This window comes from Ammoniphilus resinae, from assembly GCF_017873965.1.
Classification (GTDB): Bacteria; Bacillota; Bacilli; order Aneurinibacillales; family RAOX-1; genus Ammoniphilus_A; species Ammoniphilus_A resinae.
Genome location: NZ_JAGGKT010000020.1, coordinates 22,389 through 46,987 on the forward strand (window position 1 = coordinate 22,389; position 24,599 = coordinate 46,987).

The 24,599-nt window shown below is 44.1% G+C and carries 20 protein-coding genes and 1 riboswitch; of the genes, 10 read left to right on the plus strand and 10 right to left on the minus strand.

Annotated features, from left to right (window positions below):
• Positions 1-165: 165 nt before the first annotated feature.
• Positions 166-1,071: a glutamate biosynthesis transcriptional regulator GltC gene (gene gltC, locus J2Z37_RS21455; RefSeq protein ID WP_209812370.1), complete on the minus strand. Its 906-nt coding sequence runs from the start codon at positions 1,069-1,071 to the stop codon at positions 166-168.
• A gap of 202 nt (positions 1,072-1,273) precedes the next feature.
• On the opposite strand from gltC, the gene J2Z37_RS21460 reads away from it, so the two are divergent.
• The 4 genes from J2Z37_RS21460 to rluF all read left to right on the plus strand — a co-directional run bounded on the left by J2Z37_RS21460 (position 1,274) and on the right by rluF (position 4,729).
• Positions 1,274-2,548 carry a Glu/Leu/Phe/Val family dehydrogenase gene (locus tag J2Z37_RS21460; protein WP_209812371.1) on the plus strand — a complete coding sequence of 425 codons (1,275 nt, stop codon included), beginning with the start codon at positions 1,274-1,276 and terminating at the stop codon, positions 2,546-2,548.
• A 347-nt stretch (positions 2,549-2,895) separates the two neighbouring features.
• Positions 2,896-3,099: a cold-shock protein CspD gene (gene cspD / locus J2Z37_RS21465; protein ID WP_209812372.1), complete on the plus strand. Its 204-nt coding sequence runs from the start codon at positions 2,896-2,898 to the stop codon at positions 3,097-3,099.
• Between the two features lie 196 nt (positions 3,100-3,295).
• Entirely contained in the window at positions 3,296-3,772 is a 477-nt protein-coding gene (locus J2Z37_RS21470; RefSeq protein WP_209812373.1) for a CarD family transcriptional regulator, read from the plus strand.
• Between the two features lie 240 nt (positions 3,773-4,012).
• Positions 4,013-4,729: a 23S rRNA pseudouridine(2604) synthase RluF gene (gene rluF, locus J2Z37_RS21475; RefSeq protein WP_209812374.1), complete on the plus strand. Its 717-nt coding sequence runs from the start codon at positions 4,013-4,015 to the stop codon at positions 4,727-4,729.
• A gap of 23 nt (positions 4,730-4,752) precedes the next feature.
• Here rluF and J2Z37_RS21480 read toward each other — a convergent pair whose 3' ends face one another.
• From J2Z37_RS21480 to J2Z37_RS21490, 3 genes are read right to left on the minus strand one after another with little or no spacing between them, the layout of a single operon-like run.
• The gene (locus J2Z37_RS21480) at positions 4,753-6,159 is read right to left on the minus strand and encodes an efflux RND transporter periplasmic adaptor subunit (RefSeq protein WP_209812375.1); all 1,407 of its coding nucleotides are present in this window, start codon (positions 6,157-6,159) and stop codon (positions 4,753-4,755) included.
• Positions 6,160-6,172: 13 nt separating this feature from the next.
• Positions 6,173-8,533, minus strand: coding sequence for an ABC transporter permease (locus J2Z37_RS21485; RefSeq protein WP_209812376.1), 2,361 nt, complete (start codon positions 8,531-8,533; stop codon positions 6,173-6,175).
• The gene (locus J2Z37_RS21490) at positions 8,533-9,237 is read right to left on the minus strand and encodes an ABC transporter ATP-binding protein (RefSeq protein ID WP_209812377.1); all 705 of its coding nucleotides are present in this window, start codon (positions 9,235-9,237) and stop codon (positions 8,533-8,535) included. The genes J2Z37_RS21485 and J2Z37_RS21490 overlap by 1 nt, the downstream gene beginning before the upstream one ends.
• Positions 9,238-9,435: 198 nt before the next feature.
• Between J2Z37_RS21490 and J2Z37_RS21495 the strand changes: the two genes are divergently transcribed.
• The 5 genes from J2Z37_RS21495 (at position 9,436) to J2Z37_RS21515 (ending at position 16,386) form a co-directional block, all read left to right on the plus strand.
• On the plus strand, positions 9,436-10,989 hold the full coding sequence (locus J2Z37_RS21495) for a spore germination protein (protein WP_245204083.1): 1,554 nt from the start codon (positions 9,436-9,438) through the stop codon (positions 10,987-10,989).
• Positions 10,986-12,083: a GerAB/ArcD/ProY family transporter gene (locus J2Z37_RS21500; RefSeq protein ID WP_209812378.1), complete on the plus strand. Its 1,098-nt coding sequence runs from the start codon at positions 10,986-10,988 to the stop codon at positions 12,081-12,083. The genes J2Z37_RS21495 and J2Z37_RS21500 overlap by 4 nt, the downstream gene beginning before the upstream one ends.
• A complete protein-coding gene (locus J2Z37_RS21505; RefSeq protein WP_342453865.1) occupies positions 12,070-13,290 on the plus strand; it encodes a Ger(x)C family spore germination protein in 1,221 nt (406 codons plus the stop codon). Before J2Z37_RS21500 ends, J2Z37_RS21505 begins: the two co-directional genes overlap by 14 nt.
• 378 nt (positions 13,291-13,668) lie before the next feature.
• Positions 13,669-14,655 (plus strand): diaminopimelate dehydrogenase, encoded by a 987-nt coding sequence (locus tag J2Z37_RS21510; RefSeq protein WP_209812379.1) that lies wholly within the window; start codon positions 13,669-13,671, stop codon positions 14,653-14,655.
• A 225-nt stretch (positions 14,656-14,880) separates the two neighbouring features.
• Positions 14,881-16,386: a class I adenylate-forming enzyme family protein gene (locus J2Z37_RS21515; RefSeq protein ID WP_209812380.1), complete on the plus strand. Its 1,506-nt coding sequence runs from the start codon at positions 14,881-14,883 to the stop codon at positions 16,384-16,386.
• A gap of 11 nt (positions 16,387-16,397) precedes the next feature.
• On the opposite strand, the gene J2Z37_RS21520 is transcribed toward J2Z37_RS21515, so the two are convergent.
• From J2Z37_RS21520 to J2Z37_RS21545, 6 genes are all read right to left on the minus strand, one after another.
• Positions 16,398-17,441, minus strand: coding sequence for a tellurite resistance/C4-dicarboxylate transporter family protein (locus J2Z37_RS21520; protein WP_209812381.1), 1,044 nt, complete (start codon positions 17,439-17,441; stop codon positions 16,398-16,400).
• Positions 17,442-17,475: 34 nt separating this feature from the next.
• Positions 17,476-18,696, minus strand: a complete 1,221-nt coding sequence (locus tag J2Z37_RS21525; RefSeq protein ID WP_209812382.1) for an MFS transporter — start codon at positions 18,694-18,696, stop codon at positions 17,476-17,478.
• A 29-nt stretch (positions 18,697-18,725) separates the two neighbouring features.
• Positions 18,726-19,178 (minus strand): CBS domain-containing protein, encoded by a 453-nt coding sequence (locus J2Z37_RS21530; protein WP_209812383.1) that lies wholly within the window; start codon positions 19,176-19,178, stop codon positions 18,726-18,728.
• A 195-nt stretch (positions 19,179-19,373) separates the two neighbouring features.
• Complete coding sequence (locus J2Z37_RS21535; protein WP_209812384.1) at positions 19,374-20,810, minus strand: NAD(P)/FAD-dependent oxidoreductase; 1,437 nt, start codon at positions 20,808-20,810, stop codon at positions 19,374-19,376.
• A 48-nt stretch (positions 20,811-20,858) separates the two neighbouring features.
• Positions 20,859-20,957: riboswitch (purine riboswitch) on the minus strand.
• Positions 20,958-21,098: 141 nt separating this feature from the next.
• A complete protein-coding gene (locus tag J2Z37_RS21540; RefSeq protein WP_209812385.1) occupies positions 21,099-22,493 on the minus strand; it encodes an ammonium transporter in 1,395 nt (464 codons plus the stop codon).
• A 28-nt stretch (positions 22,494-22,521) separates the two neighbouring features.
• Positions 22,522-22,863: a P-II family nitrogen regulator gene (locus tag J2Z37_RS21545; protein ID WP_209812386.1), complete on the minus strand. Its 342-nt coding sequence runs from the start codon at positions 22,861-22,863 to the stop codon at positions 22,522-22,524.
• A 353-nt stretch (positions 22,864-23,216) separates the two neighbouring features.
• On the opposite strand from J2Z37_RS21545, the gene J2Z37_RS21550 reads away from it, so the two are divergent.
• Entirely contained in the window at positions 23,217-24,488 is a 1,272-nt protein-coding gene (locus J2Z37_RS21550; protein WP_209812387.1) for a purine/pyrimidine permease, read from the plus strand.
• Positions 24,489-24,599: the final 111 nt, after the last annotated feature.

Genomic DNA, 24,599 nt, shown 5'->3' on the forward strand with positions numbered 1-24,599 from the left:
TAGTTTTCTACCAATTATTAATATACCAAATATTTAATTAAATTAGAATGAAAAATGTCACACATAGAAGAAAAAAACTCCATTTTTTGATCCTTTATGTTTTCCTTTTCCACATGAAAAAAGGGCCCAAATGACTTAACCGCCACTGGCCCCTTAAACTCCAACTTATCCTTTATATCCAATCAAAACCGCACAAAACTGCTTCAGAAAATCATAAAATAACTTTTCGGTAGGCGGAAGCTCCCGATTGTTGGGGATAATAACCCCCACACTACGGGTGACATTGGGTTCCACGATTGGTAGCTTGACCGTTGTCCGGGGAATATTGTCAACCAAGGTAACCTCAGGCAGTAACGTAATCCCGAGGCCTGCTGCGACCAACCCCTTGATCGCATCAATATCATCCCCCTCAAAGGAAACTTTAGGTTGGAAGCCAAAATTCCGGCAGGCATTGACAACCAACTCGCGCAGGATGAACCCTTCTGGAAACAACACAAACAAATCGCTGCGAAGCTCACTCAATTGTATAGATGGTTTACTCGCCAGCGGGTGATGTGAAGGTAACAAAGCCACAATATTTTCTGAAAACAGGGTGTATCCGGTTATCTGCTTTTCATTTTTCGGCACTGGACCGAGCAAAGCCAGATCGATATCCCCCTTTATCACCATTTCGATCAATTGACGGTAAGATCCGTGGAACAGCTGAAAATTAACCTGGCGGTAATTATCCCGGAAAGCAGAAATAATCGTCGGTAGTAAATAAGAAGCAAGACTGCTTGGAAAACCTACGCGAATGGTTCCGCGCTGAGGGTCCAGGAATTCGTCAATTTCCCGTTTGGCCTTATCAATAACGTGCATGGCCTGCTCCATATGCTCTAAAAAAAGCTTGCCCACATACGTGAGGCGGACATTTCGGCCTTCCCGGATGAATAAATCTACACCTAATTCCTTTTCGAGATTAAAAATTTGCCTACTGATCGCGGACTGTGCCACATGCAGAGCATGCGAAGCTTCTGTTACATGTTCTCGTTTTGCTACCTCAATAAAGTATTCAATCTGCCTTAATTCCATTTTTTAAACCCCCATCATTTGCTATTCATCGCGGCGTGACATTAATCCTATCTAAAATCCGTATTGTTTAGAACGATCATGGACTATAGAATAAATATATCAAAACAAGGCATTCCGTTGCAGGGTTTAGAGCAATACTAACCAAATAAAAATATCTGCAACCTAGATACCCTGAAAAAATAAAATGAAGAGGTGGAGTAAAATGGTAGCTACACAAAAACTGCAAAATGAAGAAGAAGTTCTAAACCCTTATCAAATCGTTCAAGAACAAATTGAAACTGCAGCGGCCATCCTAGGCCTCGACCGTGACATTGTAGAAATATTGAAAAGACCTAAGCGCGTTCTTACCGTATCCATCCCAGTAAAAATGGACGATGGAAGCACCCGTGTATTTGAAGGTTACCGCTCTCAGCACAGCGATGCAATTGGACCAACTAAAGGTGGAATTCGCTTCCATCCAGGCGTAACAATCGACGAAGTAAGAGCATTGTCCATGTGGATGTCTTTCAAGTGCGGTGTTGTTAGCCTTCCTTATGGTGGTGGTAAAGGCGGTATCATCGTTGACCCACACACACTTAGCAAAGGTGAATTAGAGCGTTTAAGCCGTGGATTCATGGAAGCAATCGCTGATATCGTAGGTCCAGATAAAGATATCCCTGCTCCAGACGTATACACTACACCACAAATCATGAGCTGGATGATGGACACTTACAGCCGCATGAAAGGTTACAACAACCCAGGTGTTATTACTGGTAAGCCTTTAATCGTTGGTGGTTCAAAAGGACGTAACGAAGCAACTGCACGCGGATGCGCATATGTAATCGCTGAAGCTATGAAAGATCTTGGTAAAGAACTAAAAGGTGCTACAGTTGCCATCCAAGGATTTGGTAACGCAGGACGTATCGCTGCTGATCTTCTAAGCCAAGAAGGTTGCAAAATTGTAGCTGTAAGTGATTCCAAAGGTGCTATTTACAACCCAGCAGGGCTTGACTTGGCAACTGTTGAAGAGTTGAAAGATAACTCCAGCATTTTAGATTATGATTCCAAATATCATTTACAAAATCCAGAAGAAATTCTTGAGCTTGATGTTGACATCCTAGTTCCAGCTGCTCTTGAAAATGTTATTACAAGAAAGAATGCAGATAAAGTAAAAGCTGCGATCGTAGCTGAAGCTGCTAACGGACCAACAACTCCAGATGCAGACAAAATCTTATTTGAAAAAGGCATCATCGTTATTCCTGATATCTTAGCTAATGCTGGTGGAGTAACTGTTTCCTACTTCGAATGGGTACAAAACTTGATGAACTACTACTGGAGCGAAGATGAAGTAAACTCCAAGTTGAAAGATGTTATCACCCAAGCTTATTGGGCAGTTCGTTCCCTTGCTAATGAGCACAATGTTGATTTCCGTACTGGTGCTTATATGATCTCCATGAAGCGTATTGCAGAAGCAATCAAAACTCGTGGTTGGGTATAAGATCAACTGAACTTATTTAAATCAGATCATATCGGATCTGTCTATCCAGGCTGTCGACTCTGTCGGCAGCCTTTTTACTGCTCCTCTATAATTGCGTATATTTTCCCCAATTCCAAGCTATACTTTAAATAAAAGATATAAAATCTTGCCCCATCCCCCTATTTTGCGTTAGACTTTCTCTTTAAAAGATGGTACACTATATATAGTTAAATATAATGAGGGAAATAATTCACATATTATCAGGGGTTATCACTTCAGTATCAATGATTCCCGTTATAATATGTGAATTTTTATTTACGCAGTAAATATCAAGAACATATTATAAACATCTTTTGGAGGTAATTAATATGCAAACAACCGGAACAGTAAAATGGTTTAACTCTGAAAAGGGCTTTGGTTTCATCGAAGTTGAAGGCGGAAGTGACGTATTCGTTCACTACAGCGCTATTTCTGGCGATGGATTCAAATCCTTAGAAGAAGGACAACGCGTTCAATTCAGCATCGTTCAAGGAAACCGTGGTCCTCAAGCAGAAAACGTAGTTAAACTTTAATTGTTCAACTACCTTTCGGGGCAAGCCAAAAGAGCATGGAGCTTTCCATGTTCTTTTTTTTGGGCAAAAATCAGCATAAAAATCCCCCCATTTTCATATTGACATGATATAATTAGAGGTGTTAAAATAAAAATTTTTATATTTCGCTGATTTGTGGTATGATTAATAGGTTACTTCAAACAGGGGGTGGATTTTTATGTTTCATATAGGCGATAAGATATTTTACCCAATGCATGGTGCAGGTATTATCGAAGCCATTGAGGAGAAGGAAATCCTTGGGGAAAAGCAGCTGTATTATGTCATAAATATTCCTCTCAAATCCATGAACGTGATGATTCCCAAGGCAAGTGCCGAAAAGCTGGGGATTCGACAAGTGGTTGATATGACCATATTAGAAGATGTCCTTTCCGCTTTCCTAAAGAATGATCCTGAGCCAAGCACGAATCAAATGCAAAGATATCGCATCCATTCAAATAAAATCAAGAGCGGTGATATTTTCGAAGTGGCCGAAGTGATTCATGAATTATCCCATATCGGGAAAAAAAGGACACTTGGCACAGGCGACAAAATCATGCTGAACCAAGCACGACAAATTTTAATCAGTGAAATGATTCTGGTAAAGGGAATCCCCGAAGAGCAGGCCGATCATCTATTAGATCAGGTATTAAATTAGGACCAGATCTCAAATTGAGTTTCGGTATGAGAATGACGGAGGGCTTCCTTTAACATTAAGGGTAAATTTATCCAGTAAGCGAAATAAATTAGGATGATTGTCCTCGAAAAAAAGAGCATCCAGCTGTGCGAAGCTGAAAGATGCTCTTTCTTTGCTGGAAATTCCCTAATTTGGTGCCTGCATACCATGCCATTTCCGAGTTATTCTATTCATATGGACCAGCCCTAAGGGGGAAACAATTTGCGAATTAATAAGTTAATCAGTGAAACGGGGATCATGTCCCGCCGAGAAGTAGACCAATATATAAGCGAAAAAAGAATTACGATTAATGGTGTGGTCGCTGAATTAGGCAGCCAGGCGACAGCTGATGATGATGTGCGAGTGGATGGTAAGCCAATCCGTCAAAAACCGCAGCTGGTTTATATTGCCCTGAATAAACCGGTGGGGATTACCTGTACAACAGAAAGACATATCAAGGGAAATATTATCGATTTCGTTAACCATCCACAACGGATCTTCCCGATCGGCAGACTTGACAAAGATTCGGATGGATTGATCCTCTTGACCAATGACGGCGATATCGTGAACCGAATTTTACGAGCAGAAAACATGCATGATAAGGAATATATCGTCACGGTCGATAAACCGGTCACTCCGTTTTTTCTAAAAGGCATGTCTGAAGGTGTTCGAATTCTTGGGACCAAAACCCTTCCCTGTAAAATGACGAAGGTCTCTGACCGCGTCTTCCGCATTGTCCTGAACCAAGGGTTAAACCGGCAAATCCGCCGGATGTGTGCCGTATTTGGCTATAAGGTGCAGAGGCTGCAACGGGTGCGGATTATGAATATTAAACTGGGCAATCTCAAAATAGGAGAGTGGCGTGATCTTAGCAAGGGAGAGCTAGGAGAGCTGTTTGACTTGCTGCATTATCACCCCTCCGAATCAATGAAAATGTAGACTCATGAACAGGGAAAGGGGCCTTATTTTACCCTTTTCCCTTGCTTTAATCCCTCTTGCTGTGGATTGAGAATGACCTGATCCCCAGCGCTCAGCCCTTTTTCAATCACAACTAAATCGTCGGTCTCCATTCCTTTTTGCACCGGTTGAATGACAGCTTTTCCGTCACGGACCACCCATAACGCATCCCCCTTTTCGTAAGGAAAAAGCACCTCAGGTGGAACCGCCAATTGATTGGGCTGTTCCAAAGTGGTAAAGAGAACATCTATGGCATAGCCAGGACGCAGCGCGACTTCCTGATCTTCAGGGATGATGGTCACCTTGATCTTTTGCTGGATTAAACCCAAAGAAGAGATCTTCTCCACCGCTGCTGGAGCAATCGCTTGGACTGTCCCCGAAAAAGTGTATTCCCCATTCCTCCTTTTTTGGATGAGCTGTACCTTCATTCCACTTTTCACATCCATGACATCCTCGGTCAGAAGATAGGCCTCCACCTGAAGACCTCCATCCGGAATAACGGTTAATAACGGTGCATTCACCGGGATCGCTGCGCCCTCTTTGGTACTGACCTCCTTGACGACCCCCTGAATCGGTGAAAAAACCTTCCTGTTTGCCATCTGGTAGGTTAGGTGCTTCATCTGAGCCTCCACCGCTTCCAGCTGTCCCTGATAATACTGATTTGTGCCCGTTTCGGCTTTCTCCTGATTTAATTCCTGCTGTAAAATATCAATCTGTGTTTGAATGGCCTGTTTTAACCCGCTATAATATTGGACCGTCCCTGGCAACGGGATCGCTTGTTCATTCATTAGCTTCAATTCCTGTTCTTGCTGCAGCAAACTGTTTTCAAGCTGGTCTACCGTATGTGCTGCCTGCTCCATTTGCTTTTTGGATACAGCACCGCTCTCATACAATACCTTCATTTCGCGGTAATCCTCTTCACTATTTGCAAGTTGCCGCCCAGTCTCTTCGATGACCAATTGCTGGCGTTTGATTTCGGCCTGATAAGGGCTTTTTGCTGCCTGCTTTTCCTGCCCTTCAATACTTTCCAGCTGACCCTGCAACTGACCTAGCTGCTTTTGCATATCCTGCTCAGTCATTCGCTCTTGACCAAGCAGCCCCTTTTTCTGTGCCTTCAATTGATCTAATTGAAACTCCAAATCCTTCGAATCAATCGCAAGAAGCAAATCCCCGCGATTCACCTTCTGGCCCTCCTTTGCAAAAAGACCGTTAATCTGGCCACTGATCAGACTATAGATTGGTCTCTCTGCTGCCACAGTGACGATGCCTTCTTCCTTCCAGGTCTGCGCTACCGTTTGCGGCTGAACTTCAAGCCATTCCACATCTAGTGCTTTCACAGACGAATAAATGATAAATCCCCCAATTATGAAGGCAAAAACGATTGCGGCTACCCACTTGATCTGTTTTTTCATAGCTCTTCCCCCGCTATTCTCTTTCCTTTAATACTTCCACCAAGTCCAATTTTTGAACCTTTCGCGACACCCATTGCTGAGAAATCCAGATCGCAAAAATCGTCCCCAATACCGCTTGCAAAATCGCCTCGGGACTAATCGTTCCAGGAAGTGTATATAAATCACTGCTCATCCCCTTGGCAAGAACTTGATTCATAGTCAACGCAATTGGAATTCCAGCCAAAATCCCGAAAAATCCGAGAAACCATTGTTCAACCGAGATAATCTCCATTACCTCCCGTGGCGTCATGCCCATCACGCGTAAAGAGGCAAGCTCCCTTTTCCTTTCCGCAAGCGAAATAATGCTCGAATTATAAACAATGGCAAACCCGGTAATCACGGAAATCACGCCCATGATCCACAGCGTGTAGGTGGAAGAGGCAAGGAGTTGTTCATACTTTTCAATCATTTCCTGTCTGATCTCCAGGTTCCCCACAAATTTAGAGGTGCTGTACTGGTCTTTAAATGGGACCAGTTGCTTGGAATCGATCGTCAACAAAACAGATGTCGCAAGATCTCCCTGTTTTAACAATCCCAACAGCGTATCCTGATTCATATAGACATTGGCCCCTATGTATTGGGGAACAATGCGCTCAACCTTGACCTTCATTTTCTCCTTGGCCCATATACTGTCCATCTCTAGCACATCTCCCGCTTTCACCTGCAATTGTTCAGCCACCTGCACAGAAAGCATTAGACCTGTTCGCGGAATCTGTACTCGTTCCCCCTGCTTGTCAAACACCTGATAGAGGTTGGCATTGTTGGATATTCCCAAGGCAACCACGTCTTCTTGATGGTTCAAAAATTGCAAGCTGACAGGTACCTCGACCATTGGCTCAACCCGATGGACTCCCTGAACATGCTGCAGTTCCCGTACCGCCTGCCTTCGCGGAAGGGGAGCGGAAAAACTTAGCTTCACGTCTTGTTTTTGCACCTGTGTGAACTGATCCATGATCATCTCACTGGCCATATTCCCGATGGAAAAGAAACAAGCCATCATGCTAAATGTGAAAACAATGCCGATAAAGGTAAAAAAACTACGTCCTTTGTTCCGTGTCGCATTTCGCAGTGCCATCCGACCTTGCATCGTGAATATTTGCCAAAATCCCGGCAGGTTCTCCAGCATGTTTTTCTTCGTAAAAACAGGAATCGGTGGACGCATCGCCTCTGCCGGCTGCAGCCCTAAAACACCCTTGACCCCTTGATAGGAGGCAAAAAGACTACACAGGGTAGAGATAATCAAGCTGTACAGGAAATATTCAGGCGAGAACCCTGCGGCTAGATTCGGAAGACTAAAGTAACTTTGATACAAATCGATCATTAATCCGGATAGCGCCGTTCCTAGAACCCCCCCTAGAATCCCGCCGACCAGCCCGATCAAAAGCCCGTATGACAGATAATGAAGGATAATTTCCACATTGCGATAACCAAATGCCTTAAGTGTTCCGATCTGACCCCTTTGCGATTCGACTAACCGTTTTAGCATAATGTAGAGAATGATCGCTGCAACCCCAAGGAACAGGATCGGCATGCTCTTCGCCATCTTCTCCAGCTGTTTCAATTCTTCCGATAGCATCGCGTTACTCAGTTGGTCATTGGCCCCATACAGCGCCTCAAGCTGATAGGGCTTCAGGGTGGACTTGAGTTTCGCTTCCACATCCGCAAATTTAACCCCGGGTTTCAAGGTAAATACGACATCATTGACCATTTGCTTTTGGCCAAATAACATCTCCATATCCTCATAAGGCAGATAGGCCACTTCAAAAGTCCGCGGATCAGGAGCAATCGCTTGCGCTTCCTTTAAAGCATAGACATATTCCGGACTTTGCCCGCTGCCGCTGACGGTCAGTCCGACCTGTTTTCCATCAATCACGACATCAATTTGATCGCTAAGCCCTAACGAATGTGCCTTTAAAAATTTGTCTGCCAACAAGATTTGGCGGCTATTTTTTTGCGGGAAGGACCCCTGTAAAAGCTCGACATCGTTTAACCGGTGTGGAAGTGTTTCATCAAAGGAGATCAATCGTAAATAAACATCCTCTGAATCTGAAGAGGGGATCAGCACTCTGACCTCTTTGACGAGCCGACCATTCACCCGGTCCACACCCTCCATATCCTTTATTGCTTTCGCCTTCGATAATGGCATCGCCTTGACCTTGGCAAACCCGTCGGCAAAATGGTAGTGACGATAGAACTCATCCTTCGCGGCAAATAAATGGTCTTTAGACATCGACATGGAGGTATAGGTCATCAGCCCGATGGCAATCACAATCGTACAGGCAATGTAGGCGATTTTATTCTCGGCCATGTCCCGCCACATTTTGCGCCATAACATTACCAAACGACCTCCTCCGGAGGGACAGGATGCGGATGGACCGTAATGTTTTCCAGCCTGCCATCTTTCATGTAGAAAACACGATCGGCCATCTCGGCGATCCCCGCATTGTGGGTAATAATCATCACCGTTTTTTTGTATTGCACACTGAATTCTTTCAATAGCTTCAGCATTTGCACCCCTGTTGCAAAATCCAGGGCACCCGTTGGCTCATCACATAACAAAAGATCAGGATTTTTCGCAATGGCACGAGCCACCGCTACTCTCTGCTGTTGCCCACCGGAAAGCTGGGCTGGAAAGTGATCAGCCCGATCAGCCAAGCCGACCTGTGCCAAAACCTCCTTGACATTTAAAGGGTCTTTGGCAATCTGCACAGCCATTTGCACATTTTCATAGGCGGTCAGATTGGGCATTAAATTATAAAACTGAAAGACAAAGCCAACCGCATGTCGCCTGTACTCCGTTAACACCTTTTCTGTGGCCTGATGGAGAGGCTGCCCCTTATAATAGACCTCACCCGAACTCACCGTATCCATCCCACCAATCAGATTCATCATCGTACTTTTCCCCGAGCCGCTCGGCCCCAGCACGACTATAAATTCCCCCTGATTGATCTCAAAACTCACTTCTTTTAATGCCTCCACGCGGACTTCGCCCATCTGATAAACCTTCGAAATCCCCTTCACCCTAATAATTGCGTTCATATGTAATCCCTCTTCTTAAAGGATAGAATCTACCTCCATCATAACTCCTCACAAGTCTCCGTGATAGATCAGGTATTACAACTTCTTGAAAATTTTAAAAATCACAAAGGGTGTTTTACCTTAGCGGATAATATAACCTGACTAGGGAAAAATAGGTTTCATTAATTGGGAAATTCTTTTTAAGGCAGGTGAGCAGGGTTGCCTCATGACAAAGGGTGGCGCAAATCGAGGGCAAAAACGGCTGACAATCTAATGACAGAAGATCAGCCTTTTTCTTTTCGCTTGCAAACCAATGCCGATCTGCTGAAAGAAATCTTTTACTATCCAACAAATCTAGCCTTAAAAGTTCGCAACCTATATATTCCTTTGTTAGATCGTGAAGGGATGGTCTTTTATTGGGAGGATTCTGTGGATACTCAGACGATTGAGGCCCATATTGTTGGACCCTTATTGCAAACAAAGGAAATCGCAATGGACAGCGGCGATATTGCCACATTATTAACAAAGCATGTGTTAACGGCGGCATCGTCAAAAAAAATTTCATTCATTCAAGAGGCCATAGATGAGTTAATCAACGGAAACACGGTCCTTTTCACCGAAGGATATGCCCATGCCTTATCCATCTCTACAACGAGCTTTGAAGGGCGCACCATTTCCCTGCCAACAGTGGAAAACGCCGTCAAAGGGCCTAAAGAGGCTTTTATTGAATCGGCATCCGTCAATCGTTCTTTGATTCGCAAGCATGTAAGGGAGCATGATTTGATCTGTGAATTAATTACCGTTGGAGAGAGGGCTCCGAAACAGGTTTCGATGATGTATTTACATTCGATTGCTGATTCCGAGCTAATTGAGGGAGTAAAAAAACGCATCATGGACATCGATACAGATACCATCATGAATCTGTCTATGTTAGAACAGCATTTGGAAGAAAGGCCTTACTCCCTTTTTCCATCGATCTTAGCAACAGAAAGGCCAGATCGAGCGGCTTCCTTTATGTATGAGGGACATATCGTTTTAATCATGGATAATTCTCCGTTGGCATTAATCGTTCCGGTAACCTTTTGGGCCCTTTTTCAAACGGGCGAAGATTGGTACCTGCGTTGGGCCTATGGAAATTTTATCCGCCTCATTCGTTTAATTTCCGTATTTGTCGCTTTGTTTACACCATCGCTTTATATTGCAGCCGTGACTTTTCACGTTGAGATGATTCCCCCTGATCTGATGCTGGCAATTGCGGCAACAAGGGAAAGGGTCCCTTTTCCCACGCTTGTTGAGGTCCTGATTATGGAGGTTTCTTTCGAAATATTACGGGAGGCTGGAATCCGGATTCCAAGTGTTATTGGACCGACCATCGGCATCCTTGGCGCCCTCATCCTTGGCCAGGCCGCTGTGCAAGCCAATATTGTCAGTCCGATCCTCGTTGTCATCGTAGCGATCACAGGTTTGTCCTCGTTTGCCATCCCGGAGATTAGTTTTAATTTTGGCATCCGTATTTTACGCTTTTTAATGCTATTCGTAGCGTTCTTCACCGGTTTCTTTGGAATTGGCTTGCTCTCTACCTTTTTAGTTGCTTATATGGTCTCTTTAAAATCATTCGGCGTGCCTTTTCTTTCCCCGATGGCACCTTTTCAGCCTTCTGCGAAAGATTTACTGTATCGCCCAATTCTTAGAGATCGTCTGTTGCGCCCTTTTTATGCAAGTCCTCAAGATCAAGTCAGGCAGAAAAAAACAGAAAGGAAATCATCCCGATGATAAAAATATCTGATGGGAAATTAGGAGTGAAAGAATTCACAGCACTCGTTTTTGTCACGATTGCGATAAAGGGGACGGACACCACTCCGGACTTGCTGATCTATGCGGGAATGAATGCATCATGGGTGCTTCCCATTTTCTTCACTGTCTTTATATTTATTCCCTTGTTGATCCTTTTTCCTCTAATGAAAAAGCATGATCAAGGTTTGTTGGAGCTCATTTTTCGGTTGGCAGGGAAAAAAGTCGGGATTCTCATTTGCTTTCTCTTATTCCTAGTGATACTCTCATCCACCACAGTAAACAGTCGAAGTTATATCGATATTATCAATACCATGTATTACCCCCTTACCCCGTTGACACTTCAATACTTTTTATTTTTGATGGTTTGTTATTTTATTGCGAAACGGGGCTTTGAATCGATCGGACGGGCTTCCTCTGTCATGGTTTGGTACCTCGTTGTGTCTGGCATCATCCTTTTATTTTCGGTATGGAAGAAATCGCACTGGCTAAACCTGTTCCCCCTTGCCGGTCCTGGAATCATTCCATTACTTCGGGACGGGGCGGCTTATAGCTCCATCTTTGGGGAGATCGTTTTGCTTGCGGTTTTCCTTCCATTTCTTCGAAGTTATCAGGATTTCCGAAAAGCTTCCCTGATTGGGTTCGGATTTTCAGCCTTTTGGGTCGCCATCTTATGTGCATTCTACACGATGGTATTTGATTATCCTTCTGTGGAGTATCTAAATTACCCGTACCATCAACTCACCAGGGTTGCCAGTCTTGGCGGACTGATTACCCATTTAGATGCCATATTTCTTGGTTTTTGGGTGATTGCATCTGTCCTTCATTTTTCTATTTACTTATATATGACCGCTTATATCTTCGCGCGCACACTGCGGCTGGATGCATTCGAGCCACTGCTGTTGCCTTTGACAGGATTGATTTTATTGATCGGATTAATCCCGGATAATATCATCACATTGAATCAAAGCCGGGAGTTCGTCATCTTTAGTGCATCTGCAATCGTCTTTTTCTTGCCATTATTCCTCTGGGGGTTAGATCGATGGAAGGGGCGCAGACAGAGTGAGAAAGCTTAGTTTCCTATTGCCATGGGTTTTTATGCTGATTCTAACTGCTTGCGGCGATCGGGCAGAACTAGAGGACCTCGGACATGTCGTTGTCCTAGGGGTGGATAAAGCAGAAGATCATCAGGTTGCCGTCACCTTTCAGATTGCCAACCCACAGGTAGGGTCTACATCCCAAGCATCTGCTGAAAACGAACCCCCCAGCGACATTTTGACCATTACGGCTCCAGATATTGTTTCAGCCAAAGAATTAGCCCAAAGTGTCGCTTCTCGGAAGCTTAATTTTACCCATTTAAATACGATGATTATTAGCGAAGAGCTGGCACGCACCAAGCAGTTCCACCATGTCATTGCCTCCTCCACAGGGGATCGGGAAATGCGCAGGGAAATTCATATTATCATTTCAAAGGAAAAGGCAAGCGAATTTATCCATGCCAATAAACCTAAGCTTGAAACACGTCCCCATAAATATTATGCCTTTATGCAAGACCGGTGGAGGGATATTGGGTTTGTTCCAGACGCTACGATTAACCGTTATTTCGAGAGATTATCCGGCGAGCTCTTTCTTGCGATTTATGCGACAACAACGAGAAGTCCTAAACACGAGAAAGATGAAGATCAATATTTAGCGGGACAAGTCCCGCAACAGGGAGGGGACCCGGTTCAAGTCATGGGCTCTGCCGTTTTTAAATTCGGTCAGATGATCGGTACCTTGACTGGGGAGGAAACACGAATTGCCCTGTTCCTCCGACCAAAGGCTGTAAACCGTTCCGTTGTTGCCTCTTACCCCGATCCACGAAAAAAGGATTTCCGAGTTACCGTACGATTGCTTCGCGTCAGCCCAACCGATGTTAAAATTAATGTCCACAAGGACCCAACTGAAGTGAAAGTAAGGGTTCCACTAAAGGTACAAGTTATTCAAATCCCAAGTCTAGTCGATTATGTCTTGGACTTAAAATACCAGGAACAGCTAAAAAGGGCGATTAAGGAGTCATTGGAATCGAAAGCAAATGCTCTGGTCAAAAAGACACAAGAACAATTTGCTTCAGAACCCTTTAAATGGTATCTATTTGCTCGAAAGGAATTTTGGACAATGAAGGATTACAGGGAATATCAATGGGAAAAGAAATATACCGAGGCAAAAGTTCAGATTGAGTTTATGCCAAGCATCGAAAGCTTTGGAAAACAGTTTAAACCACCGCAAATTCATGAGCAATAAAGGGAGTGTTAAGTGTGATCTGGGTTCTAGGAGGTTTCTCCCTCTATTTAACTTATTACACGTTTTCTTATGCCCGTTCGGTACAGAGAGAAGGAAATAAGCTCTCTGGTTTCTTCATCATCCTTTTGTCTGGATGCTTTTTACCACTATGGATTTCTCTGTGGTTGAAGTTTCACTAGTTGGGAATGTTATTATACAGAATGAAAAATACCTTATTTATGCCAAATCAATATCCTTATGATGCCGAACTGATATAGATATGCAGTAGAAGTTAGTATTATACTATAAAATAGGCTTCCTTTCATACTCTTATGGAGATAAACAAGCAACTTTCCCAAAAGGGTAAATATAATTGGACACACAGGAGGAGTGAAAAGTATGGGAAATCAGATTCGAATTGGAATTGTAGGGTACGGGAACATCGGAAGAGGTGTAGAATCAGCCATTAAACAAAATCCTGACATGACTTTGACTGCCGTATTCTCTAGAAGGGATCCAGCAGGTGTAGGGGTGCAGGATCCAAATGTTAAAGTGGTTTCTATTTCAGAGATCGAACAATACAAAGATGCAATCGACGTTTTGATTTTATGTGGTGGTTCTGCTACAGATCTTCCTGAGCAAGGGCCTACGTATGCCAGATTATTTAACACCATTGACAGCTTTGATACACATGCGAGAATCCCAGAATACTTTGGGAACGTGGATGAGGCAGCTAAGCCTAACCAAAAAACAAGCATTATTGCTGTAGGATGGGATCCAGGTTTATTTTCATTAAACCGTTTGATGGGAGAAATTGCTCTTCCTGAGGGTTCAACTTATACATTCTGGGGTAAAGGCTTAAGCCAAGGGCACTCTGATGCGATCCGCAGAATCGAAGGGGTTAAGGCTGGGGTGCAATACACAATCCCGGTTGAAGAAGCCGTTCAGCGAGTTCGAAATGCAGAAAACCCTGAGCTAACAACAAGAGAAAAGCATACACGTGAATGCTTTGTTGTAGCTGAAGAAGGAGCAGACTTGGCACGAATTGAGAACGAAATCAAAACGATGCCAAACTATTTCTCCGACTATGATACAACCGTCAACTTCATTTCGGAAGAAGTGCTTCGGAAAGAACACTCCACCATGCCACATGGCGGATTCGTCATTCGCGGCGGAAAAACCGGTGAGAATACAAAGCAAGTGATTGAATACTCTTTGAAATTGGAGAGCAATCCAGAGTTTACCTCTAGTGTGCTTGTGGCCTATGCCCGTGCTGCTTACCGGATGAACAAAGAAGGACAATACGGAGCTAAAACTGTATTCGACGTGGCCCCTGGCTACTTATCTCCAAAGTCCGCAGCTGAATTACGTAAGGAACTTTTATAGTAAGGGAAGCCCGGCAGAAGAGCCGGGCTTTTTTGTTGTGGGAGGGAGGAGGGCGCTGAATTAGTCTCGGCTCACTCCGATTCGCGACAGCTCTCGGCGGTTTCCCACTATCCCTGTCCCAATCAAATAGGACGCGCCCTAAATGCCGTCCATATCTTTCCTTTCCGCTCCCTCCACCAACTGGATCATACTAAGAATGGCAAAGTATGATTTGGAGGCATGATTATGGGAACCTTACAATATTATTTACGGGATCGGGCTGCTGAGACACCTAACATAGAAGCTATCATATCTCCCAATGCACGATATACCTACAAGCAATTTAATGAGCGGACCAACCAGCTCGCCCATTACCTTCTACAAACAGGGATACAAAAAGGGGATCGCATCGCTATCCTTTGCAAAAATAATCACCCTAACCCAACCATTGTGATGGCAGCACTCAAGATTGGGGCTGTTGCCGTTCCTCTCAATTGGCGCCTGACCTCCTTTGAATTAGAGAAAACAGCAAAAGTCGCACAGCCAAAGATCCTTTTTTACGATGAAGAATTTTCCGAAAACCTTTCTCCCATTCATCCGCTCATTGAAAAAGTAATCCCGGTAGGGGTTGGGATGTGTCTAACGAGAAACTTTGCAGATATCTTTACGCAGTACCCTGTTGAAGAACCATCCGTAGCACCCGTCACAGAAGACGATCTAGCTTTTCTCTTGTTTACCTCTGGGACTACAGGAACTCCCAAGGGCTGTATGATGCGGCATGGTAGTTGGGATTTATTTTATCGCCAATTTGGGAAACGAATGGGAGAAGGACTCCGATTTCTTTCTGTCCATCCACTGTTTCACTTAAGCAGCACGTCCATTACACTCGGTATTATTTATGGTGGCCAGACCATGGTTTTTATTGAGGAAACGGATCCAGTCTCCATCTTAAAGGCCATTGAAACGCAAAAAATCAACCTAATGTTTGCCTTTCCTTCCGTGTACACTTACATGTTAGAGGAAATGAAAAAGAAAAAATATGATCTCACCACATTACTTGCCGTTACTTCTGGTGGTACCCAGGTACCTTCTGCGCTAATTAAGCAATACGTATCCCAGGGTATCCCCATGACACAGGGTTATGGCAGTACCGAAGCGACAGTAGTCAGCAGTTGGCATCCGAAGATGGGATTGGATACGGCTGATTCTGTTGGCAAGCTGGCGCTCCACGTAGAAGTCAAAATTATAGATCCAGAAACTGGACAGCCTATGCCGCCTGGAGAAGTAGGGGAGGTTATCGTGAAAAGCCCCTATCTTTTCAAAGGGTATTTTCACAATCCAGATGCTACTCGCCAAGTTTTAATCGACGGTTGGCTGCATACGGGGGATGCAGGTAGACTGGACGAACAAGGCTTCCTTTATATATCGAGTCGTTATAAAGACGTGATCGTGTACGGCGGGGACAATGTCTATCCGACAGAAGTCGAAGAGGTCATCCATCAAATCGAGGATGTGCTGGAAGTCGCTGTTGTCGGTGTGCCTCATCCGGTGATGGGTGAAGCTCCACGGGCGTATGTCATTAAAAAAGGGAAGAGTTCTCTGACCGAGCGGGAGATCATTCAAAAGTGCCGGGAAAAGCTTGCGGCATATAAAATCCCCGAAGTTGTGTTTGTCACCGAGCTCCCTAAAAATGGCCTAGGAAAGATCCTCAAGCATGTGCTAAGAGAACAGGGACATCTCGTAGGAGTATAAGTCCCGGGTCGCTAAACCCGGGACTTCTTTTTTATATCCTTATAAACATGATGAAAAAATCCAAAAAGGACGGAAATCCAAGCTGCCATTGCAATATATATCATGAACCTGGGGATTACCTGGAGAAAAGAGGCGCCTAGTGCTTGCGACAGCTGATACGTGCTTGTTGTATACATAGCAATAGGGAAGGCCATTCCCCAAAATTGAGGATCATAGGTGATCGGGTAATGGTGATAGACATGACGCCAGATCATTAAAATAAAGAGCAAAGGAATCCACCAAGTCCCTGTGATCAAAAAAAACAGCGTAAACCCCTTCAGAAAAGGGGTGATCTCCCCCAGAAGGGACCAATTTTCTGCGTGAAGGATCAGCGTTGAGCCTGCCAGCGTAGTAATCGCCACCGCCCCCATATTAATCCAATAAGGAGGTGTCAAGGCGCCATATTTTAACTCAACAAAAGTAAAGCGGTAAAAAATCAAGGTAATGATGTTCAAATAAAGCATACATCCGAGAAAATACATACATAACGTGAAAAACAAGACGATCTCCCGACCGCTTCCCCAAGATGGGGAGAGTAGGGTACCCAGAATGGAAATCGACTGGGTTCCTACCGCTGCAATTAACCAAGCCCCGTTAATCCCTTCCGCTAACCGAGGTTTATCTTTCCGGACAGTTACTGCCGTAAAAAAGGTATACATCACGACGACCCATAGAAAGATTCCCAAACCCCACAAAAAGGTGGCCAATTGATAGGCCTCATTAATAATCACCAACTGACTGCCAAATACACACGTCCCAGCAACCAAGGTAAAGAAACTCGGACCGCGTGTATGACTCGTTAAATCATCAAGCATCCGGGGGAAAAACCGGGTCAACCGCAAGAGGGTAAAAAACCAAAGACTGAGATAAGCTAAAATATTGAAGTATAACAATCCCTTGGAGATCAACTGCATCCCCAGTAAAAAGGCTGCAATGGATAGCGCTCCTGTTGCCATCACCATGGCAAAATAACCGGGAAACAAATCTGCTGCTTTTCCCTTGATAAATTCCAACATCAAAAACCACTCCTACATGCCGGGCCACCATGGATCAATGGGCAGATTCCACCTCATCGACATGTTTAATATGAGTATGATTAAACCAGATAAATAAAACGGAGACAAGCACAAATCCAGCCCCAACAATAAACGGAACATGGGAATTGTATAGCTCCGCCAATTTTCCAGCCATAAACGGTGCAATCGCCCCCCCGATAAAACGCAGAAAGCTGTAGGCAGCGGATGCCGTTGAGCGTTCCACTGTGGTGGCGTTCATTACTGCTGTTGTAATCAGCGTATTGTTATTCCCTAGAAGGGCGCCGGCAAGGATAACGGCTACGATGACGACCCATTGAACCGATGTCCAAATTCCCATCACAAGTAATAGCAAGGCAAACAAAGTCAGCATCGTGCACATGGCTTTCACTGTTCCCATCCATTCTTGAAGCTTCGGAGCCATGAAAACAGAGGTAATAGCCAAAAGAATTCCCCAACCAAGGAAAACGTAGCCTAACCCATGTTCATCGAGTCCCATGACGAATGGCGCATAGGCTAACAGGGTGAAAAAGCCAAAGTTGTACAGCGCCGCTGCAATCCCAAAAACTAGCAGTGAACGGTGCTTTAGGGCACGGAAGGGGTCTGCTAAAGATGTCTTCGATTTTTTTGATGATTTGGAAGCAGCCTTTGGCATGAATAAAGAAAGACCTATAAATGCAATAATCATTAATGTAGCCACACCAAGAAATGGACCTCTCCAGGAAATACCGCCCAACCATCCGCCAAGCAGCGGACCTACGGAAATACCTAACCCAATGGCAGCTTCGTATAAGATAATCGCCTTTGCCGTCCCGCTGTTCGACAACGACACGATAGCAGCCAAAGCAGTTGCCACAAATAAAGCGTTCCCGAGACCCCAGCCTCCACGCAGGGCGACGAGTGACCAAATATTATTGGATAGACCCCCTAAAGCAGAAAATAAAGCAATAACAATAATTCCAGAAAGCAGGGTCCACTTGATCCCAAGCCTAGAAGAGATCGCTCCAGTAATTAACATAGCAACGGCCATGACTGCATTGTAACTCGTAAAAAGCAAGGTCACTTGACTTGGTGTGGCTTCCAATTTATCCGCAATAGCCGGCAAAATGGGGTCCACCAGACCCAAGCCCATAAAAGCAATGATCGAAGCAAAAAAGACTGCCCATACGGATTTTGGCTGTTTCAACAGACCTGATTCCTCGTGAACAGTTTTAGAATCATGTGTAATAGATGACATATGTTACTCCCTTTCAAAAAAATGAGATTTTATAGGAGGGATCTAAATGTGTTACGAATCACATCGCCCCGACTAATAATTCCAACTAGCACTCCGTTCTTTTCCACAGGCAACTTCTTGAATTGTTTTTTTCCCAAGGTAGCAGCGATATCTTCGACCTCTTCATCCCAAGCCACTTTAATCGGTTTCTTGGCCAGCAGCATGACATTTTGATCAAGTATTTTCTTTGCTCTGTCCTCAAAATTGAAGTCATCACCTTTAATCACATTGACATAAAAGATCGAGTCGATCACAATATCTTTGTGTTTCCCGATATAGCGCATGATATCTCCATCACTGATATACCCTACAATCTCCTCCTTTTCATTGACGATCGGCATACCGCTAATCCGGTGTTGAATAAACTGTAAGATAACTGAGCGCACCGAATCGGTCTCCCTGACTTTATAAACCTCGCGAATCATGATTTCATGGGCTTTCATGTTCATCCTCCTTAAGATAATAAAAATCATAGACTGATAATTGATTACTATTATCCCAAACAATTTCTATTTTATAGAAGTCATTGTATCATACAACTATTAGTTTATGGAATTAAAAACATATATTACTACTGTGCTTTCCTTGTTAACTATGTAACAGAAAAAAGCCCCTACGCATAGGGGCTGAATTTCTGATTATCCCATTCGATTTATGATACTTCTTGCAATCCATACCCCAGCTGCACCGGCTTGAGCCAACCCTCTGGTGATTCCGGCGCCATCGCCGCCGCAATAAAGACCCCTGATTTCTGTTTCAAATTCCTCGTTCAATTTCGGACGGGCAGAGTAGAATTTTGCTTCCACGCCATAGAACAAGGTATGCTCAGAGGCAATTCCCGGGGTCACCTTATCGAGGGCTTCAATCATTTCGATTAAGCTTTTCATGGTATTATACGGGAGCACTAATCCCAGATCACCCGGTACCGCTTCTTTTAAGGTAGGTTCGATAAATCCTTCCTTGATCCGGCTCGCCGTTGAGCGTCTCGCTCTCATGATATCGCCGTATTTCTGGACGATGACCCCACCGTTGGATAAATCATTCGCCCTTTTGCAAATCTCTCTTGCATATTCGTTTGGTTTATCAAACGGTTCGGTAAACTTATGGGAGACAAGCAGGGCAAAGTTCGTATTCGGCGAACCAAGCGCAGGATCATTATAGGAATGCCCATTTGCCGCCATCACGCCGCTGTGGTTTTCCACGACGACATGGCCGGATGGGTTGCTGCAAAAGGTTCGAACCCGCGTACCCACGGATGTATTATAGACAAATTTCCCTTCGTACAGATGTTCGTTGATCTCGCGCATCACGACATCAGACGTTTCCACTCGAACCCCTACATCCACCTGATTGTTGTACATTTTGATCTTTCTCTTCTTTAAAATCTCGGTTAGCCAAGCGGACCCATCCCGCCCCGGTGCAATCACCACCTGATTGCTAAAATACGTCTCTCCATTTTTCAGGACGACCCCTTGCACCTCATAGTTGCCATTTTTCCCTTCTGTAATCATGTCTTCCACTTCGGTTTTGTACATCATGTCAATCCGCGTCTTCAAATATTCGTAGATCGACTGCAAGATCTGCAGGTTTTGTTCAGTTCCTAGATGTCTAACTTGTGCTCTTAGCAGTTTCAAACCAGCGGCAAATCCTCGCTGTTCAATCTCTTTCACCGTGTCCGTGGTCGGGTCGGTTATAACCGTGGTGGCCCCATGCTGTAAATTGATTTCATCCACGTATTTAATCAGTTCCAAGACCTTGGAAGGACTTAAATAATCGGTCATCCAGCCGCCAAATTCCGTCGTGATATTAAACTTTCCATCACTATATGCTCCAGCACCCCCAAATCCACTGGTAATCGAGCAAGCAGGCAAGCATCCTGCATAATCCTTTTTCCCTGCTGGTGGTGGGCAAAGCTGAATTTTTTCTTCTAAGATCGGACAGCGTCTACGGTAAATATCATGACCTTTATCTATTAACAACACTTTCGCGTTTGGAGACTTCAACATCATTTCATAACAGGCAAAAATACCTGCCGGTCCTGCGCCAACTACAATCATGTCATATCGTTTACTCATTTTTGTCCTCCTAACATAAAAAATCCTAACGACGAATGGGTGCAGATAGATTGATTCCGCCCCATTCGTAGTTAGGATTTATGGCTCCTTGTAGAAACCCTCAAACCATATACTTGAGGATATACGAACGTTTAATTAGATATATTGATTTAACTTTCGACATTTGAATCGTACCCTAGATGGTGGGAACTGTCAATAGTTAATCTTTGCTACGTTCGTGTTTAGGTGTATTTAATTGGTTTTATAATACTCTGCAAAGTAATTCTACATGTAAAGGCGAATATAGTTCTAACTTAATTCTGCTTTTGTATTGCTTGGGGTGGGCGTCAAACGGTCCAATCGTTGGATCAACCCAATCCCAAAAGCTTCATGAGAGGGATCCACAAAGTTCTCGTTAAAGATGCTCTTCGTCGTCTCATAAGCAGTGGATCCATGTTCCGCAAAATCCAACCCGGAGATCTCCTCTTCTCTGGAAACCCGAATCGAGCTAAATCGAGTCATCACCCAAAGGCAACCTGCGGTGGCTGCAACCGTCCAGACCATAACGGCAAGTACGCCCAAAGCCTGAATCCCTAGAAGGTGTAATCCTCCACCATAGAACAATCCACCGTCTGTTGAAAAGAGTCCTACCGCAAGGGTTCCCCATACTCCAGATACCCCATGAACAGCAATCGCTCCAACAGGATCATCTAACTTCGCTACGCGATCAAAAAATGGAACAGCCTCGACTAAAAAAATTCCTGAAATCAAACCAATGATCATCGCTCCACCAGGCGTAACGTTTGCACAGCCCGCAGTGATTCCAACCAAACCTGCCAAAGCACCATTCATGGTTAAAGAAGGATCGATCCGCTTATATTTAAACTGGGTGTAGAAGCACGATGATAAAACACCCGCCGCTCCAGCAAGCAAGGTAGCAGCGATCACACCAGGTACTTTCTCTGGATCAGCAGCCAATGTGCTTCCTCCATTAAACCCAAACCAACCAAACCAAAGGATAAATACTCCTAAAGCACCCAATGGAAGATTATGTCCTGGAATGACATTGACTCTTTCTTGTGCGTACTTGCCAAATCTTGGGCCAAGTATGATTACGGTAATCACAGCACCCATCGCCCCTGTTAAATGAACCACCGATGATCCAGCAAAATCAACGAATCCAAGCTCAGCCAACCATCCGTCGCCCCAAACCCAATGTCCCACGATGGGATAAATGAATCCCGTCATCAAAATCGTTAACACAATATAAGAACCCAATTTCATTCGTTCCGCTACAGCCCCGGATATGATGGTTGCACAAGTTGCAGCAAACACCGCTTGGAAGATGGCGAAACCCATTTGATCTGAATGACCGTCTAATAAAAACCCGCTAGTACCAATCAACCCATGGAACGACTCGCCAAACATGATGGCATAACCAATGAGAAAATATAAAGTCGAACCGATCGACATCGTCAAGATGTTCTTAGTCAAAATATTTAATGCGTTTTTTGAACGCGTGAACCCTGTTTCCAACATGGCAAAGCCTGCGTGCATGAAAAATACGAGAAACGCTCCCATCATCATCCATACTAGATCTACCGATTGGACGACTTCTTCAACTGCTGGTACATTCCCCTCCGCATACACAGCAGGTGCAAGTGCAAATCCACCTATGGTTAATACAGCTAACCTATTTAACATGATTTCTTCCCTCCCAGGAATATCTTTTTTATATTAATGCTTCTCTTCCTTTTTCTTTGGTTCGAATGCGAATCACATCATCGATTGGCAGGATAAAAATCTTTCCATCCCCAATCTCACCTGTCGAACATGTTTCAATAACGACCTCAACGATGCCCTCTACCTGCTCATCATCCACAACCATTTCCACCTTCACCTTGGCGTTGAGGTTAATTTCGTACGTACTTCCACGAAAAAAACCCGTTTTCCCTTTCTGTTTGCCACACCCAGCGACTTCTGAAACCGTAAGTCCATAAATCCCGATCTCATCTAATCTGTGTCGAAGCGCCTGAAAGGCTTCCGGCCGAATAATGCATTCTACCTTTTTCATGGTTTCATCTCCCAACTGTTTCCCAATCCTGTGTTTTTTATTTGATGGATTTATTTTATGATATTGATTCATGCCAAACAATATATGTTTAGTATATAAGTGATCTATTTATTAGATGAATCAGCCTTTGAAATCCAGCTGCAGATTGGATAATCCCCCCTTATATTCCAAAAAGGAATAAAAATAGCCCGAATAAGGGTAAAAATGGCACCTGCTGACTCATGGATAGGCGAGAAAATTACCCATATTGCCCATCCCTCTCATGATTTTCCACCATCCAGTCCATGCTATAGTTATCACCGAAGGAGAGGATCAAGTCCATGCTATAGTTATCACCGAAGGAGAGGATCAATATGAAAATTATCTTTTCATCTCTGCAATGGGCTTTATTTATTTTAATGAGTAGTGTTGTGGTTCCTGTCGCCATCGCTTCTACCTATGAGCTCAACCCAATGGAAACAATTGAATTTGTGCAAAGAACCTTATTTGTCCTTGGGTTGGCGGGAGTTTTACAAACTTTTTTTGGTCATCACATGCCCATTCAAGAAGGACCTGCCGGTCTTTGGTGGGGAGTGTTTTCCTTATATGCTGGCCTTGGTACCGTTCTATTCGGGTCACATATCGAGACACTGCGAGTTATGCAGTATGCTTTTTTATTAAGCGGCGTGATCTTTATTCTCTTGAGTGTCTTCGGATTGGTTGAAAAGCTGGCACGTCTGTTCACACCAACCGTCACTGGCATCTATTTGATCCTGCTAATCGCCCAATTAAGCCAGTCCTTTTTTCAAGGGATGTTTGGTTTAGAGGGTTTAAACCCCAATGTGAATACCAAAGTCCTGTTTCTTTCCTTTCTAATCATCCTCGTTGCATATGTTTTTATGAGGATCCCCCGGGTCGGACATTACTCCGTGTTAGTCAGTATTATATTTGGTTGGGTGATTTTTTCCCTTTTTGGTCTTGCCGAGCCTATTACGAAAGTAAATGACTTCTTTCATCTGCCCAAGATCTTTGCCTTTGGTCCACCGCGAATCGAGCCAAGCATGATCATTATGGTCATCTTTATTACTTTATTGCTGCTTGCAAACTTATTAGCTTCCGTTCATGTCGTTTCGCAGGTGTTGGAAAATCACCAGGTAAGCGTTGATCGTAATCGTTTAAAACAGACGGGGGTGGTATCGGGGGTGAATCAGTTATTGGGCGGCTTGTTTTCTTCCATCGGGGCCGTGCCAATTTCCGGGTCCGCCGGATTTATTGACACAACCAAAATAACAAGCAAGCTCCCTTTTCTTTTGGGTTCGTTCACGATCATTTTAATTAGTCTTTTTCCACCCTTTACATCCTTTGTCGCTGCGATCCCGAAAGCCGTTGGCTATGCTGCCATTTTCCCGATTTTCGCCAGTCTCATTGGTATGGCGCTGCATGAATTTGAATCAGTAAAAAACAAGAAGGCTCTTTATCAAATCGTTGGTATCTCTCTATTTGCCGGGATGGGCACGATGTTTATTCCCCCCGAGGCATTCTCCAACATGTCACCGACGCTTGTCTCGATCTTGAGCAATGGCCTGGTGTTTGGTGCCCTGATTGCGGTAGTCACCGAAACGGCTTTAACGAAAAAGAAAAATTAGAGCTGCCTATTTTGGCGGCTTTTTCTATTCCGACAGAATCTGTTAAATTATTTCAAAATATTCTTATTTATTTTATAAATTAGGTGATATATACTATTCTTTAGGTGCAAA